Source organism: Ruegeria marina, assembly GCF_900101475.1.
Classification (GTDB): Bacteria; Pseudomonadota; Alphaproteobacteria; order Rhodobacterales; family Rhodobacteraceae; genus Ruegeria_B; species Ruegeria_B marina.
This window is the reverse complement of sequence record NZ_FMZV01000010.1, coordinates 1-16,486: the sequence shown is the minus strand read 5'-3', so window position 1 is coordinate 16,486 and position 16,486 is coordinate 1. Positions and strand designations below refer to the sequence as shown.

The window sequence follows — 16,486 nt, the reverse complement described above, 5'->3', positions numbered from 1 at the left end:
CGACAAGGACAGAAAACCCGTCCGACTTGGATATTCGTGCAACGATGAAACTCATGGGCCGGGCGAGCCTGGACGCCAGTACCCTGGATGCAGCCGGACAGGATGACACTTGCCGGCACCGGTATTATCGTGGTGTCGGGGCAGATCATCTGGTGGCGCGAAAACCGTCCGGGGAGGCACGACATGACATCCGTTCTGTGTATCGGCGAGGCGATGGTCGAAATCGCGCTGGCCCCGGACCGGCCCGATACCGCCGGTCTGGGCTTTGCCGGCGACACGCTGAACACCGCCATCTATCTCAAGCGCACGGCTCCCGGCCTGCGCGTGGCCTATGGCACGAAACTGGGGCGCGACGGGCTCTCGGATCGCATGATCGCGATGATCGAGGCCGAAGGGCTCGACACCGCCCTGATCCGGCGCAGCGAAACCCGCGTGCCCGGTCTTTATGCCATCAACACCGACGGAAACGGCGAACGCAGCTTCACCTACTGGCGCGAGAATTCTGCCGCGCGTCGACTGATGGAGCCTCCGGGGCTGGAGGAAAGCGACCTCTCCGGCTTCGATCTGGTCTATCTCTCGGCGATTTCGCTGGCGATCCTGCCGCCTGCTGGCCGGGCACGGCTTATGGGCTGGCTCAGGCATTACCGCGATGCCGGCGGCCGCGTCGCCTTCGACAGCAATTACCGCCCGGCGCTCTGGTCCGATCAGGGCACCGCGCAGGAAACCGTGACCGATGCCTGGCGGCTTACCGACATCGGCCTGCCCAGTCTCGAGGACGAACTGGCGCTGTTCGGGGACCCGGACGAGGCGGCGCTTCTGGAGCGCCTCCGGCGATACGGCCTTGGCGAAGGCGTACTCAAGCGCGGCGCCCGCGGCCCCCTGCCCCTGAACGGCTCGCCGCCCCTCGCGATCAAACCGGCAACCGGCGTCGTCGACAGCACGGCGGCGGGCGACAGTTTCAACGCGGGCTATCTCGCCGCGAAACTCGACGGAATGGACGAGACCGAATCCATGCAGGCCGGGCACGGGCTGGCGCTTCGGGTGATCGGCCACAGGGGCGCCATCCTGCCACGCGAGGAGCGATGACAGACAGGCCGCCGAATGCCGTGCTGATCGGGTTGAGCATGGTCGTGGACATGCCTGCCGCAGCCATCCCCGTCCTCGCAAATGATAACCGAAACCGCGCGCAAACCGCCGTGTCGCAGAACCGGGTGTTCACCGTCTGCGATCTTGCCCGGCGCGCACAGGAGATGGCCGCATGCTGATTTTCGCCGCCGCAGTGTTCTTTCTGATCATCACCCCCGGACCGGGCGTGCTGTCCACCGCTGGCGTCGGCTCGGCCTTCGGGGCGCGTCCGGGCACGCGCTATGTGCTGGGTCTTTTCATCGGCACCAACATGGTTGCGCTCGCCGTGGTATCCGGGCTGGCCGCAGTGATCCTCGCAGACCCGGCCATCCGGACGCTGCTCTTCGTGGCCTCGACCGCATACCTGCTGTACCTCGCCCTGCGCATCGCCACGGCGGGCAGCCGGATCGCCTTTGTCGAGGCGGTGCGCCCGCCGGGCGTGCTGGACGGCGTCGCGCTGCAAATGATCAACCCCAAGGCCTATGCGGTGAACACGACGCTGTTTTCCGGCTTTGCCTTCGGCGGTGGCAGCCTACTGGCGGAAACTCTGCTCAAGTTCCTCGTCGTCAACACGATCTGGATTCCCATCCATTTTCTTTGGCTCTGGCTGGGCATCACCCTGCGCCGGCTCGACCTCAGCCAGCGCGCCCACCGGGCCATCAACATCGCCATGAGCCTGTCGATGCTGGTCGTCGTCGCGCTCGCGCTGGCCTACCAGTTCATCGCCATACGCCCATGACGATCACCGCGCTTTCGGGCATCGACATCGCGCTCGGGGATTTTCAGGGGCAAGGCCGGGAAGGCGCCCGTCCCGACGCTGCCGGCGGCTATTTTCGAGGGCCGCCGCATCGCCGGCATGCGCGCTGCGCGACGTCCGGCTGATGCCGACCGTCTGGGCGCCGGTGCACAGCCGACCGCCTCGCTTCACCATGGTTTCCGCCCTGCCGAAAAACCTGCCCGGACCCGTGACGCCTTGGAGGCCTTTCACCCCCGCCCCCGGAAGGTAGGCGAACTGCGCGGACCGGCTATTTTGAGACTTCGAATACCGAACGCATCTGCTATACAGAATACAAACCAGGCAGGATGAACTCGCGCTCCGGAAGCGTCTCTTGGGAACATGTGACAGGTATGAGCTGCGTCCTTCGCAATCTGGCTTTTCTCGCGCTTGCCTGTGCTGCGGCCGCGACCGCCGCCAGGGCTCAGGTCACCTCCATCACCGGCGTCGGCGGCAGCGAGGTTTCCGATGCCGTCAGCACGGAAACCGGGGCCAGGGCCGGGTCCTTCATCGTGGCCCCCATCCCGTTTTCCAACCCGGTTCTCGAAAGTGGGCTGACGCTCGGGGCGGGTTATCTTTTCACGGTTTCCGGCTCGCGGCCATCCGGCTTCGGGGCCGCGAAAATGAAATCCGGAAACGGCAGCGAAGGCTACGGGGCCGGCGGCGTCGTGAATTTCGCCGATGGCCGCTGGACCCTCGGCCTCGTCTACGGGAACGCCGACCTCAATTACGATCTCCCGGCCACACTGCCCGGAGTGCGTTCCTTCCGCCTGCCCCTCGATCAATCGGCAAAACTCGCCGCCCTGGAACTGGGCTACAATTTCTCGCCCTCCTTTTCCGTGACCGGATCGCTGACCCATCTCGATTCGACGATCGCATTCAACACGGCGACCGTACCTGCCGCCCTGTTGCAGGACACCAACGTCGAAGTCGGGATATTCGGGCTCAGGTTCCAATGGGATACGCGCGACGATACGTTCTATCCCACCACTGGCGACCTGACGAAACTGTCGCTATCCCATGCCCGCGACACGGGTACGCTCTTTGGCGGGAAGGTCACGACCCAGGACCGGCAATACTCCAAGGCGATCCTCTCGGCCGCGAGTTACTGGTCCCTGGAAAACGACGCGGTCATCGCCGTGCGGGGCGTGGTCTGCGGCGCCTCCGCATCGGCCCCCTTCTTCGATGCCTGCGGTGTCGGCGCGGTGGACGGCATGCGCGGATTTCCCGCCACCGACAACATCCGCGACTACTCCGCCTCGATCCAGGCCGAATACCGCGACCGCTTCGGCCAGAGCCGGTTCGGTTATGTCCTGTTCGGCGGCTACGGGGTCGGCGGGAACGATCCGAGCAACATGTCCGACAGCGCCGGGGGCGCCGCCGTCGGGACCGGCCTGCGGTTCAGACTCTCCAGGAAATTCGCACTGGATTACGCACTGGACTTCGCCGTGAATGACGAGGGCCAGCAATATGTGTATGTCTATCTCGGCCAGCGGTTCTGATCGCCGGCAGGCAGATCGGACCTGCGCTCGGATCCACCGGGCCACGTCCTCCAGAATCACATCGTTCACCGTCTCGGCCTGCAACGCATTGGGCATGAAAACAGCGCACTGGGTCATGCATTCCGACGCGCCCTCGCCCCGCGCAACGCACCGTGACCGAGAGCCTTTTGCGCGCCCCCTGCACGAATGGGGATTGCCATATAATCACTTTTTTGAATATATAGTCTCAGGCCGCATTGCGCTCCATCGCGCAGGATCTGTCGGCCGTGACCCGAAAGGTGCTCCATGAAACACGCCCTCACCGCCGCCCTGATCATCCTGACGGCCCTGCTGCCAGGGTTGGCCACAGCTGCCGACATGCAAGCCGAGCGGATCACGATCACCGAATGGAAGGCTGTCTTTGCCAAGATCGAAGCGCGCAACACGATCCCGGCGCGATCCCGCCTTGGCGGCACGCTGGAACAGGTGATGGTGGCGGAAGGGTCCGAGGTGGCCGAAGGCCAGCAGATAGCCACAACGGTGGACGAGAAGCTGTTGCTGGAACTGCGCGCGGTTGACGCCCAATTGCAGGCGCTGACCTCGGAACTGACCAATGCGCAGGCGGAGTTAACCCGCGGTCTGAACCTGCTCGAACGCGGGGTGACGACGGAACAGAACGTGGATGGGTTGCGTACCAGGGTCGAAGTGATCCAGGGGCGCATCGGTTCTACCGAGGCTCAGAAGGATGTTCTGCTACAGCGCACTGCCGAAGGCCGCGTGCTGGCCCCCATTTCGGGCCGGGTGATCGACGTACCCGTCACTGCGGGCTCGGTGATCATGCCCGGCGAAATGGTGGCCGTGATCGGGGGCGGCGGGTTCTACCTGCGCCTGGCGGTACCCGAACGGCATGCCGATTTCCTCAACGAGGGCGATGACATTCGCATCGACGGGATCGAGGGCACCGACTCCGGCACCCTCGCCAAGGTCTATCCGCAGATCGAGAACGGAAGGGTGATCGCCGATGTCGAACTCTCCGGCCTGTCTGCAGAATTCATCGGCAAGCGGGTGCTGGTGCGCCTGCCGGTCGCGCGGACCCAGACCGTGGTCGTTCCGCAAGAGGCCGTGAGCACGCGGATGGGTCTCGATTTCGTGCAGGTCGCCCCCCCTGACGCCCCCCCGACCGAACGGGTGGTCGTGCTTGGCGAAAAATTGCAGATCGACGGTCGCGCGCTGGTCGAGGTCCTGTCGGGCCTCTCTGGCGATGAAGCCCTGGTGACCGCCCATGAGTGACGACACATCCAAGGCCGGCCTCGGCATCGCCGGCGGGCTGACACGGGCCTTCATCGGCTCGGCCCTGACCCCCCTCATGATCCTTGCCGCGCTGGCGATGGGTCTTGTCGCCCTGATCAGCCTGCCGCGCGAGGAGGAACCGCAGATCTCGGTGCCGCTGGTCGATATTCACATCCAGGCGCCGGGGCTGAGCGCCGCGGATGCCGTGAAACTGGTGACCGAACCGATGGAAACCATCGTCAAGGGCATCAACGGCGTCGAACATGTCTACTCGCAGACCAGCGACGATTATGCGATGGTCACCGCCCGGTTCCTTGTCGGCACCCCGTCGGACAATGCGATCCTACGGGTGCATGACAAGATCCGCGCCAACATGGACCGGATCCCGGTCGGCATTCAGGAACCGCTGATCGTCGGGCGCGGCATCGACGACGTGGCCATCGTGTCGCTGACCCTGTCACCGCGCGACCCGGGCAGCGGCATGACCGCCAACGACCTGACCAGGATCGCCCGTGAATTGCAGGTGCAACTGGCCAAGATCGGGGATGTGGGACTGACCTATCTGGTCGGCGAGGCCACCGAGGCGATCCGCATCGCGCCCGACCCCGAGCGACTGGCCCTGCACGGGGTGACGCTGCAACAGCTGGCCGGCAAGGTTTCGGGTGCAAACCGAGCCTTTTCGACCGGCCTTGTGCGGGACGCGGGCGAACAGATTGCGCTGGTCGCGGGCGAGACGCTGCACGCCCCCGCCGAAATCGCCAACCTGTTGCTGACCACCCGCGACAATCGCCCCGTCTACGTGCGGGACGTCGCCGATGTCAGTTTCGTCCCCGACACCACCGACCGGATTGTCGCCAATGTCACCCGCAACGCGGATGGCCAGATCGAGCGGACACCCGCCGTGACCCTCGCCCTGGCCAAGCGCGCCGGCGCGAATGCGGTGATCGTGGCCGAGGAGATCCTGCACCGCGTGCACATGCTGGAGCACGACCTGATCCCCGACGGTGTCGAGATCACGGTCACCCGCGACTATGGCGAGACCGCCAACGAGAAGGCCAACGAGCTGTTGTTCCACCTCGGCCTGGCCACGGTCTCGATCGTGGTGCTGGTGCTGTTCTCGATCGGGTGGCGCGAAAGCATCGTTGTGGCCGTGGTCATCCCTGTCACCATCCTTCTGACCCTGTTTTCAGCGTGGATCATGGGGTACACGCTGAACCGAGTCTCGCTGTTTGCCCTGATCTTCTCGATCGGCATCCTGGTGGACGACGCCATCGTGGTAATCGAGAACATCGCCCGTCACTGGGCCATGCCGGACAAGGCCAGCCGCACGCAAAAGGCGATCCGCGCCGTGGCCGAGGTGGGCAATCCCACCATCGTCGCCACGCTGACCGTGGTGGCCGCGCTTCTGCCCATGCTGTTCGTCTCGGGCCTGATGGGCCCGTACATGAGCCCGATCCCGGCAAATGCGTCGGCGGCGATGATCTTCTCCTTCTTTGTGGCGGTGATCATCACCCCCTGGCTGATGGTCAAGATCGCCGGCCGCGCACCGGCGCACGGGCACGGCGACGGCCACGATGCCGAACACGGCGGTTTCCTTGGGCGTCTCTACCGCTCGGTCGCGCGTCCCTTGCTGCGCACCAAGACCGGCAGCGGGATGTTCCTGCTGGTGGCCGCGACGCTCTCCTTCGGCTCGCTCGGCGCGCTCTACACGCGCGACGTGACGGTCAAACTGCTGCCCTTCGACAACAAGTCCGAACTCTCGGTGGTCATCGACCTGCCCGAGGGCTCCTCGGTCGAGGAAACCGACGCAGTGGCGCAGAAAGTGGCCCGCGCGGTGCTGGAGCTGCCCGAAGTCCTGTCGGCCCAGACCCATGCCGGTGACGCGGCGCCGTTCAACTTCAACGGGCTGGTGCGGCACTACTATCTGCGCGCCCGGCCCGAGATGGGCGACGTACAGATCAACCTGACCCCCAAGACCGAGCGCGACCGCACCAGTCACGAGATCGCGCTGGACATCCGCGAGCGAATCCTGCGTCTCGACGTACCGACCGGCACCAGCCTGAAGACCGTCGAACCGCCGCCGGGACCGCCGGTTATCGCCACCCTTCTGGCCGAGGTCTACGGCCCGGATGGCGACACCCGGCGAGCGGCGGCAGCCCGAATCCGCGAGGCGTTCGAATCCGTGCCCTATATCGTCGACGTGGACGACAGTTTCGGCACCCAGCCCCGGCGGCTGCGGGCCACGATCTCGACAGACCAGCTGGAGTTCTTCGGGGTCCAGGAACAGGACGTGTTCACCACGCTGGCCTTGCTCAATGCCGGTCAGACGGTGGGCTATTCGCATCGCGGCGAAGGTCGCCGCCCGATCCCGATCACGGTGGAGCGGGACAAGTCCGACCGCGTCGTGGACGAGCGTTTCCTGTCCACCCCGGTGCCGGCGAATGTGCTGCCCGGCGCGCGGGGTGTGGTGGAACTGGGCGACGTGGTCCAGATCGAGGAGGAACACGCCTCCTACCCGATCTTCCGGCACAACGGGCGGGCGGCCGAAATGGTGATGGCCGAACTTGCCGGCGAATTCGAGGCCCCGCTCTATGGCATGCTGGCCGTGGCCGATGCCCTGGAGGCGATGGACTGGCCCGAGGGCGAGAAACCGCAGATCCGCTTCAACGGCCAGCCCGAGGATGAAAGCGGTGTGACGCTGCTGTGGGACGGCGAATGGGAAGTGACCTGGATCACCTTCCGCGACATGGGCGCGGCCTTTGGCGTGGCGCTGCTGGGCATCTACATCCTGGTGGTGGCGCAGTTCGGCTCGTTCCGGCTGCCGCTGGTGATCCTCACACCGATCCCGCTGACCTTCCTCGGCATCATCGCGGGCCACTGGCTGTTCAACGCGCCCTTCTCGGCCCCGTCGATGATCGGTTTCATCGCGCTGGCGGGGATCATCGTGCGCAACTCGATCCTGCTGGTGGATTTCATCCGCCACGCCGAGCCGGAGCGCGACAAGCTGGAGACCCTGATCGAGGCCGGAGCGATCCGTTTCAAGCCGATCCTGCTGACCGCGGTGGCCGCGATGATCGGCGCGGCTGTGATCCTGACCGACCCGATCTTCCAGGGGCTGGCCTTGTCGCTGCTCTTCGGCCTGCTCAGTTCCACCCTGCTGACCGTACTGGTGATCCCGGCGATCTACCGGGTGTTCCGGACCTGAGCGGCGGCCCGCGCACCCCGCGCGGGCCTATGACGAAAGTTGAATTGCCTTCCGGGCCATGACATGGCCCAATGCAGCGCGGAGGAGACACGTCATGTTCAGGTATAGCCTTGCCCTGGTTGCCGGGGTTCTGGCCTCGACAGCGCACGCGGCGGATACACCACGCGTTCAGCTCACCGACCCGTTTTCTTCGGGAATGTGGGAATATCACCAGATCGGCCTGTTGGGCGATCCTGCCGACATCCGTTTCGACGACCGGGTCAAGGTCATCGCCCCGGCCGCGGCCGAGGATGCCTTCAACGTGCCGCTGCTGGTGGATGCCACCGCGCTGGATGACGTGGAAGAGATCGTCATCTCGGTCGACTACGGCCCGATCCCCAAGATCCTCAGTTTCTTCCCGGGCGCGGCAGAGCCGAAGCTGGCCCTGCGCTTCAAGATCGACCAGGCCACGCCGATCCGCGCCTCGGTACGCACCCGCTCGGGCGCGTGGCATGTGGGCGGAACGCTGATCGACGCCGCGGGCGGCGGCTGCACCGCCCCTGCACAGGCCTATGCATCGGACGACTGGGAGGAGAAGCTGGGCGAAATCCATGGCCGGCTGTGGGCGGCCTCGGGCCGCGCGCGGCTGATCGTCGATCACCCGATGGACACCGGTCTTGCCGATGGCATCCCTCTCTTCATCATCGAGGAACTGCGCTTCAGCAATGACAGCGGCGAGGAACTGGCACGACTGGCGCTGAGCGAGCCGGTCAACGAGGATCCCGCCTTCACCCTCTATTTCAACCCGGAGCGGATGCCGCCGCTGCTGCATGTGCGCGGCAGGGACAACAACGGCAACGAGATCGAGGGCACGCTGACCGGCGAGGAGGTGAATTGATGCCCAGCCGCCGCGCGGCCTTGCGCCTGCTGGCCGCAACGGCCGGCGCCGTCGTCCTGCCCGCCCCCGTGTTTGCGCAGGCCCGGCACAGCTACGACCTGCGCCCCGAACCGGTGCTGCCCGGCATCTGGATGATCGAGGGTTCGACCGAGTATTTCTCCAGGGAAAACGGCGGCGCCATCGTCAACTGTGCGGTGCTTCAGGGACAGACGGGGCTGATCGTGGTCGATACCGGCTCTTCGCGCCGCTATGGCGAGGCGTTGAGCGCAACCCTGCGCAAGCTCGACCTGCGGGGGGTGTCGGCCGTGGTCAACACGCATCATCACCCGGATCACTATTTCGGCAACCAGGTGTTTGCCGACCGGCCGATCATAGCTCTGGGGGGCACCATGGAAGCGGCGCGCAGCAATGGCGATGCGTTTTCCGACAACATGTACCGGCTTCTGGGCGACTGGATGCGCGGCACGGAACCGGTGCCCCCAAACACGGTGATCGCCAGCGACGAGGTGCAGATCGACGGCCGCCGGTTCACCGCCCTTCCGCTGGCCGGACACACCGAGGCGGACCTCGTGCTGGTCGATGCGGAAACCGGGCTGATGATCGCCGGCGACCTTGCCTTTCTCGATCGGGCCCCGACAACGCCCCATGCGGACCTGGCCACATGGCAGGCCTCGCTTGACACTCTGCAGGCGGTGGCGGCCCCCGCCATCCTGCCCGGCCACGGCCCGCTGGATCGGACCGGTGCCTCGCTGCGGCAGACAAGCGCCTACCTGACCTGGCTTTCGGAGACCTTGACCGAGGCGGCCCGCACCGGCCAGGACATGGTCGAGATCATGGCGACCCCGCTGCCGGCCGAATTTGCCGGCATGGGTGCGCAGCCGGAGGAGTTCCACCGTTCTGTCAGCCATCTGTTTCCGGCCCTCGAACGGGCGATCCTGCCCCGCGCGAACTAACCGCGCCGGGGGGATCAGTCCAGCTGAACCGGCACCGGCTCGACCGGGTGCAGCGGCCAGCCGAGGTCGTGCCAACCATCCGTCCCCAGCGGGAACCAGTGGACCTGCAGATAGCCCATTGCAGCGATCCGCTGGGCGGCATTCCAGCTCATCCAGCAATCCGCCACGCAGAACACCACGATGGCACGCGCCTTGCTACCCTCGGTCAGACGCTCCAGTTCCCGGGCCAGATAGGTTTCCAGCGCCGGTTCGAGTGCCCCTCGCCCCACTTCCGGCAGCCAGACAGCCCCGGGCAGGCTTTCGCGCGGCTCAGGCACCAGCCAGGTTCCGTCCAGATCGTCATAGCGCGATTGCCCGGCGCCATAGACATCGAGCATCACCGCGCCGCGCTGCATCAGAAGCTTGGTGCGCAGCGCCGAGACCCGGCGGACCGGCGCGGGAATGTCATCGGGCACGGGGGCCCGCTGGTGCTCGATGCGATATCCGGTCTCGGCATGGAAGAGTTCGGGCCGCCGCGCCTGGATGGCGGCATAGGAATCGGCCCAGGCCGCGCCCGCCAGACCCGAAAGGGCCAGAGCCAGAATTGCTCTTACAACGGGCATGGCTCTCCTCGCTTCACATCTGTCGATAGCCACCCGGAATGGACAGGTCTGTCAAGGGGGGCAAAAGGCTAGTACCTTTGTCGAATGTTCGCTGCGCCCCGCTTTTCCTAGCCTGTCGTCATGCATCTTCTTGTATCAGCCCTTTTTCTGCTTTTCTCGGCGCTTGTCGCAAAGGCCGACAGGCTGACCCCGGACCAGATCGCCACCTATGTGAAGCCACCCCATCTGCTGGGCGAACCGGTGGGGGACAAGGGGGTTTACACGCTGGTCGATGTCTATGGGGCCGAAGCGGGGTTCATCTTCGAAACCGAACCCATAGCCCCCCTGCCCGGCTTCTCCGGCGCCCCGATCAACATGATCGTGATGCTCGACCGAGAAGGCAATTTCATCGATGTCGAACTGGTCGAACAGAACGAGCCGATTTTCGTCTCCGGCCTGGGCGTCGCCCCGTTCGAGGGCTTTCTGGAGCAATATCAGGGGCTCAACATCGCCACGCCGATGGTCGTCGGCACACCCTATGGCAATACCGGGGCAGACGGATCCAGCCTCACCTACCTGGACGGGGTGACCAAGGCCACCGCCTCTGTCCGGATTGCGCACGAGTCCATCCTGGCGGCAACCCTTGCGGTGGCGCGCGACCGGATGCAGGGGCTGGCCACCAGCCCGCCGGCGCAACCCGACCCCGATTACCGTGAGGATCTCGACTGGGAAGCATTGGTCAACCAGGGCCTCGCCAGCCACCATATCGTCAGCAACGCGGAAACGCAGGAAGCCTTTGCCGGCACGCTGTGGGAGGACGACGATCCCGAGGCGCAGGCCGCCCCGCAAGAGGCTTACATCGATCTCTGGATCGTGGATCTGGGGCCGCCCTCCATCGCGCGGGCGGTGCTGTCGGACCAGACGCTGGAGGAACTGAACGACTTTCTCACGCTGTCACCGCACGATGAACCGATCCTGCTGATCGAAACCGCCCGCCACGGGCTGGTCGGTGAGGATTTCGTGCGCAACACCGCGCCGGACTGGATCTCGGCGGAACAGGGCGGCCTGCCCGTGGCCCTGCGCGATGCGGATCTCTACGTGGAACTCCGGCCGGACCTGCCCGAGGGCTCCGCCATGATCCTGCGCGCCGACCGCCGCCTTGGGTTCAACCCGGCGCAGGAATGGCAGCTGTCGCTTCAGGTGCGCCGGGAACACGGCAGTTTCCGCCCGGTCGTCGGAACGCAGGACTTCACGGTCAGCCACCGTACGCCCGACCGGTTCTTCGTCACGCCAGACGCCCTGGAACCCCTGTCGCCCTGGCGCGAGGCCCTGCGCAACCGGCAGACCGACGTCATTGCCCTGGGGCTGGGACTGGCGCTCCTGCTGCCGGTCCTTCTGTGGCGGCAAAGCTGGCTGGCCGGTCTGCGCCATTTCACTCCGGTACGCCTTGGCTTGCTGGCGGTGACGCTCGGATTCATCGGCTGGTGGGGACAGGGGCAATTGTCCATCGTCACGCCCCTGGCGACGCTGCGCACCGCGCTTGACGGCGGCAGTCTTGCCTTCCTGCTCTACGATCCGTTCTCGCTGCTCTTGTGGATGGTCACCATTCTCGGCTTCGTCCTGTGGGGGCGCGGGCTGTTCTGCGGCTGGCTCTGCCCGTTCGGCGCGATGCAGGAATTCGCCCACCATCTGGGCCGGATGCTGCGGCTGCCGCGCCTGATTTTGCCGCGCGCCTGGGACCGACGCCTCAAGAGCCTTAAATACGTGATCCTCGCCGGGCTGGTCGCCACTGTCTTCCTGGCGCCCGATCACCTGGACAGCGCGGCCGAGGTCGAACCCTTCAAGACCGCGATCACGACCTTTTTCCTGCGCGAATGGTATTTTTCCGCCTATGCAGCGCTCTGGCTGCTGCTCGGCATGACGACCTTCAAGGGGTTTTGCCGCTATGTCTGCCCGCTGGGCGCCCTGATGGCAATCGGGGGCCTGCTGCGCCTGCGCCGCTGGATCCCCCGCCGCGTCGAGTGCGGCTCGCCCTGCCAGCTCTGCCGGGTGCGCTGCAACTACCGCGCCATCAAGCCAACCGGCGAGATAGAATATGACGAGTGCTTCCAGTGTCTGGACTGCGTGACAATCCACGATTCCACCGAGACCTGCGTGCCCCTCGTGCTGGCACGCCGCCAGACATGGCGGCGCGACAGCGCGGCCTGATCGGTGCCCGCCCGGAGCAGCGCATGGCAGTCGTGCGAACCGCCGCCACTGCGCATCGGCCGGGAGACCTCCGAGCGTCGCTGCCGCCGGTCCAGAAGCGGACCAGCCTTGCCGTCACGAAAAAACGCGCGGGCGTCCCGCTTTCTTCGCGATTTGCCGCCAAGTGCCTGCCTTTTGTCCCGTGGGTCGCAAAAGCCCCCGCTTTTGGGCGGGGGCCTTCGGTTTTGGCTGTTTTTGCGTCCGGGTCAGGATGCGGCCTGGACGGCGCGGCGGGTCATCACGTTGACCAGATGGGCGCGGTAGGGTTTGGAGCCGTGCAGGTCGCCGATCATGCCGTCGGGGTCGACGGCGAGGTCCGTCAGCGCCGCGGGGGTGAAGCTCTGGTTCAGCGCCGCCTCGGCCTCGGACCAGCGGAACACCCCGTCCTCCGAGGCGCCGGTGACCGCCACCCGCACGCCATCGGCGTATTTCGCCACGAAGACCCCCACCAGGGCAAAGCGCGAGGCCGGCTGCACGAACTTCTGGTAATTCGCCGCCTCCGGCACCGGGAAGCGCACGCCGGTGATGATCTCGCCCTCTTCCAGCGCGGTGGTGAACAGGCCCTGGAAATAGTCATCCGCCGCGATCTCGCGCCGGTCGGTCACGATGGTCGCCCCCGATCCCAGCGCCGCCGCCGGGTAGCAGGCCGAGGGGTCGTTGTTGGCCAGGCTGCCGCCGATGGTGCCGCGATTGCGCACCGCCGGGTCGCCGATCCCCCCCGCGAGCGCCGCCAGCGCCGGGTAATGCGCCGCCGCCGCCCGCGCCACCTCGGCATGAGGGGTGCCGCCGCCCACCGAGACCGAGCCGTCGTCATTGACGCAGACGCCCTTCATCTCGGCGATGCCGCCCAGCGACACCAGCTTTTCCGGCGCCGCCAGCCGCTGCTTCAGCGTCGGGATCAGCGTCTGACCGCCTCCCAGCGCCTGCGCGCCTTCCGATGCCAGCGCCGCGACCGCCTCGGCCACGCTGCCAGGCCGCTCAAACTCGAAATTATACATCTCGCTCCTCCTCCAAGAGGCTCCGGGTCCCTGCCCTTTCCTCTTGCTGAAAATATCCCGGGGGTCCGGGGGGCAGCGCCCCCCGGCCGTCTCAGCCGTTCATCGCCGCCCAGACCCGCGACGGGCTCACCGGCATGTCGATATGCGCGACAGTCTTGCCGCCCGATTGCAGCGCGTCGATCACCGCGTTCACCACCGCCGGCGGGCTGCCGATGGCCCCGGCCTCGCCGCAGCCCTTCACCCCCAGCGGGTTGTGCGTGCAGGGCGTGGCGCAGGAATGATCCACCGCGTAGAACGGCACGTCATCGGCGCGCGGCATCGCGTAATCCATGTAGGACGCGCTGAGCAGCTGCCCGGTCTCCGGATCATAGGCGCAGTTCTCCAGCAGCGCCTGGCCGATCCCCTGGCCCAGGCCGCCATGCACCTGCCCCGACACGATCATCGGGTTGACGATATTGCCGAAATCATCCGCCGCGCTGAACCGCTCCACCGTCACCTTGCCGGTCTCGGGGTCCACCTCCACCTCGCAGGCATAGGCACCGGCCGGATAGGTGAAGTTCGATGGGTCGTAGAACGCCGTCTCCTCCAGACCCGGCTCGATATCCTCCAGCGGGTAGTTGTGCGGCACATAGGCCGCCAGCGTCACGTCGCCCCAGGCCACGGATTTATCCGTGCCCGCGACCGTGAACTGGCCGCCCTTCAGCTCGATATCGGCCTCCGAGGCCTCCATCAGATGCGCCGCGATCTTCTTCGCCTTGTTGATGATCTTCTCGGTCGCCCGCACCATCGCCGAGCCGCAGACCGCAAGGCTGCGCGAGCCATAGGTGCCCATGCCGAACGGGATCTTCGAGCTGTCGCCATGCACGATCTCGATCATGCTCTCGTCGATGCCCAGCATCTCGGCCACCACCTGCGGAAACGCCGTCTCGTGGCCCTGGCCGTGGCTGTGCGCCCCCACCATCACGCTGATGCTGCCGGTGGCGTTCACCCGCACCGTCGCCGCGTCGTAAAGACCCGCCCGCGCGCCCAGCTGCCCCACCAGGTTCGACGGCGCGATGCCGCAGGCCTCGATATAGCAGTTCACACCGAGGCCGCGCAGCTTGCCCTTGGCCTCGGACGCCGCCCGCCGCGCCGCAAAGCCCGCGATGTCCGCGATCTCTTCCAGCTTGTCCATCGTGGCGTTGTAATCGCCGGTGTCATAGACCACCGCGACCGGCGTCTGATAGGGGAACTCGGTCACGAAGTTCTGCCGCCTCAGCGCGATCGGGTCCACCCCCAGCTCGCGCGCCGCCTTGTCGATCACCCGCTCCAGCTGGAACGTCGCCTCGGGACGGCCCGCGCCGCGATAGGCATCCACCGGCACCGTGTTGGTGAACACCGCCTTCACGTTCACATAGATCAGCGGCGTCTTGTAATTGCCCGCCATCAGCGTCCCGTGCAGCCAGGTCGGCACCGAGGGTGCGAAGGTCGACAGGTACGCCCCCATGTTCGCCAGCGTCTCGGTCCGGATCGCGGTGAAATTGTTGTCCGCGTCCAGCGCCAGTTCGATCCTGGTCACATGGTCGCGCCCATGCGCGTCCGACATGAACGCCTCCGACCGCGACGAGGTCCACTTCACCGGCCGGTTGATCGCCTTGGCCGCGAAGGTGCAGAACGCCTCCTCGGCATAGTGGAAGATCTTCGAGCCGAAGCCGCCGCCCACGTCGGGCGCCACCACCCGCAGCTTGTGCTCGGGAATGCCCAGCACGAAGGCCCCCATCAGGAGCCGGATCACATGCGGGTTCTGGCTGGTGGTGTAGAGCGTCGACTCGCCCGTCGCCCGCGCATAATCGCCGATCGCCACCCGCGGTTCCATCGGGTTGGCCACCAGCCGGTTGTTCACCAGCTCCAGCGTCGTCACATGCGCCGCCGTGTCAAAGGCCGCGTCCACCGCCGCCTTGTTCTCCTCGACGAAACCCCAGTCGTAGCACAGGTTCGACGGCAGATCGTCATGCACCCTGGCCGCGTCCCCGGCCAGCGCCGCCTTCATGTCGACAACCGCCGGAAGCTCCTCGATCTCCACACCGATCGCCTCAGCCGCGTCCCGCGCCTGCTCGGCCGTGTCCGCCACAACCGCCGCGATCGGGTCGCCCACGTGCCGCACCTTGCCCTGCGCCAGCACCGGGTGCCCGGGCTCGGCCATCGGCTGGCCATGCCGGTCCGTCACCTGCCAGCCGCAGGGCAGACCGCCCACCCCCTCGAAATCGGCGCCGGTGAATATCCGCACCACCCCCGGCATCGCCGAGGCCGCCGCCGTGTCGATGCTCACGATCCGGCCATGCGCCACGTCCGAGCGCAGAAAATGCACGTAAGCCTGGCCGTGAATGTTGATGTCGTCGGTGTAATTGCCGGCGCCCGTCAGAAACCGCACGTCCTCGCGCCGTTTCGAACTCGCCCCGATGCCACTGTCCTTGGGCATGTCTCGTCTCCTCCCAGAAAAAGAATTTTCGCCGAAAATTCTCGGTCAGCCTATTCCGCCGCGATCCCGCTCACGTCCTGACCGGACGCCGCAAGAACCGCCTTGACGATGTTGTGATACCCCGTGCAACGGCACAGGTTCCCCTCCAGATGCGCCCGCACCTCAGCCTCGCTCGGCCGCGGATTGTCCTTGAGCAGCGCCGCCGCCGACATCACCATCCCCGGCGTGCAGAACCCGCACTGAAGCCCGTGATGATCCTGAAACGCCTGCTGCAGCGCGTTCAGCGTCCCGTCCGCCGCCGCCTGACCCTCGATCGTCCCGACCGAAGACCCAGACGCCTCCGCGGCAAGCATGTTGCACGACTTCACCGCAACACCGTCAACATGCACAACACAGGCCCCGCACTGACCCGTGTCACACCCAACATGCGTCCCCGTCAGCGAAAGATGATCCCGCAAAAACGTCGACAACAACGTCCGACCCTCAACCTCTCCAC

The 16,486-nt window shown here is 66.2% G+C and carries 14 protein-coding genes; 10 read left to right on the top strand and 4 right to left on the bottom strand.

The annotated features are described in order from the left end of the window. Nucleotides 1-102 precede the first annotated feature (102 nt). From BLT75_RS14180 to BLT75_RS14145, 9 genes are all read left to right on the top strand, one after another. Nucleotides 103-1,086 (top strand): sugar kinase, encoded by a 984-nt coding sequence (locus BLT75_RS14180; protein ID WP_245706533.1) that lies wholly within the window; start codon nucleotides 103-105, stop codon nucleotides 1,084-1,086. Continuing rightward, on the top strand, nucleotides 1,083-1,265 hold the full coding sequence (locus tag BLT75_RS14175) for a hypothetical protein (RefSeq protein WP_093032906.1): 183 nt from the start codon (nucleotides 1,083-1,085) through the stop codon (nucleotides 1,263-1,265). The genes BLT75_RS14180 and BLT75_RS14175 overlap by 4 nt, the downstream gene beginning before the upstream one ends. Next, on the top strand, nucleotides 1,259-1,864 hold the full coding sequence (locus BLT75_RS14170) for a LysE family translocator (protein ID WP_093032903.1): 606 nt from the start codon (nucleotides 1,259-1,261) through the stop codon (nucleotides 1,862-1,864). Before BLT75_RS14175 ends, BLT75_RS14170 begins: the two co-directional genes overlap by 7 nt. Beyond that, nucleotides 1,861-2,007 (top strand): hypothetical protein, encoded by a 147-nt coding sequence (locus BLT75_RS24385; protein ID WP_176828029.1) that lies wholly within the window; start codon nucleotides 1,861-1,863, stop codon nucleotides 2,005-2,007. The genes BLT75_RS14170 and BLT75_RS24385 overlap by 4 nt, the downstream gene beginning before the upstream one ends. Before the next feature lie 246 nt (nucleotides 2,008-2,253). Further along, on the top strand, nucleotides 2,254-3,402 hold the full coding sequence (locus BLT75_RS14165; RefSeq protein ID WP_093032900.1) for a BamA/TamA family outer membrane protein: 1,149 nt from the start codon (nucleotides 2,254-2,256) through the stop codon (nucleotides 3,400-3,402). Nucleotides 3,403-3,687: 285 nt separating this feature from the next. After that, nucleotides 3,688-4,671, top strand: a complete 984-nt coding sequence (locus BLT75_RS14160) for an efflux RND transporter periplasmic adaptor subunit (protein ID WP_093032897.1) — start codon at nucleotides 3,688-3,690, stop codon at nucleotides 4,669-4,671. Next, nucleotides 4,664-7,876 carry an efflux RND transporter permease subunit gene (locus BLT75_RS14155; RefSeq protein WP_093032894.1) on the top strand — a complete coding sequence of 1,071 codons (3,213 nt, stop codon included), beginning with the start codon at nucleotides 4,664-4,666 and terminating at the stop codon, nucleotides 7,874-7,876. The genes BLT75_RS14160 and BLT75_RS14155 overlap by 8 nt, the downstream gene beginning before the upstream one ends. 94 nt (nucleotides 7,877-7,970) lie before the next feature. Beyond that, nucleotides 7,971-8,753 (top strand): quinoprotein dehydrogenase-associated SoxYZ-like carrier, encoded by a 783-nt coding sequence (locus tag BLT75_RS14150; RefSeq protein WP_093032891.1) that lies wholly within the window; start codon nucleotides 7,971-7,973, stop codon nucleotides 8,751-8,753. After that, nucleotides 8,753-9,706 (top strand): quinoprotein relay system zinc metallohydrolase 1, encoded by a 954-nt coding sequence (locus BLT75_RS14145; RefSeq protein WP_093032888.1) that lies wholly within the window; start codon nucleotides 8,753-8,755, stop codon nucleotides 9,704-9,706. Before BLT75_RS14150 ends, BLT75_RS14145 begins: the two co-directional genes overlap by 1 nt. A 14-nt stretch (nucleotides 9,707-9,720) precedes the next feature. Here BLT75_RS14145 and BLT75_RS14140 read toward each other — a convergent pair whose 3' ends face one another. Next, nucleotides 9,721-10,308, bottom strand: coding sequence for a PQQ-dependent catabolism-associated CXXCW motif protein (locus BLT75_RS14140; RefSeq protein WP_093032885.1), 588 nt, complete (start codon nucleotides 10,306-10,308; stop codon nucleotides 9,721-9,723). A 120-nt stretch (nucleotides 10,309-10,428) separates the two neighbouring features. Between BLT75_RS14140 and BLT75_RS14135 the strand changes: the two genes are divergently transcribed. Beyond that, nucleotides 10,429-12,495, top strand: a complete 2,067-nt coding sequence (locus BLT75_RS14135) for a 4Fe-4S binding protein (RefSeq protein ID WP_093032882.1) — start codon at nucleotides 10,429-10,431, stop codon at nucleotides 12,493-12,495. 245 nt (nucleotides 12,496-12,740) lie between these two features. Here BLT75_RS14135 and BLT75_RS14130 read toward each other — a convergent pair whose 3' ends face one another. From BLT75_RS14130 to BLT75_RS14120, 3 genes are all read right to left on the bottom strand, one after another. Further along, a complete protein-coding gene (locus tag BLT75_RS14130) occupies nucleotides 12,741-13,532 on the bottom strand; it encodes an FAD binding domain-containing protein (protein WP_093029741.1) in 792 nt (263 codons plus the stop codon). Nucleotides 13,533-13,623: 91 nt separating this feature from the next. Further along, on the bottom strand, nucleotides 13,624-15,990 hold the full coding sequence (locus BLT75_RS14125) for a xanthine dehydrogenase family protein molybdopterin-binding subunit (protein ID WP_093029739.1): 2,367 nt from the start codon (nucleotides 15,988-15,990) through the stop codon (nucleotides 13,624-13,626). 50 nt (nucleotides 15,991-16,040) lie between these two features. Next, on the bottom strand, nucleotides 16,041-16,486 hold a 446-nt coding region (locus BLT75_RS14120; protein ID WP_143028534.1), incomplete at its 5' end, for a (2Fe-2S)-binding protein.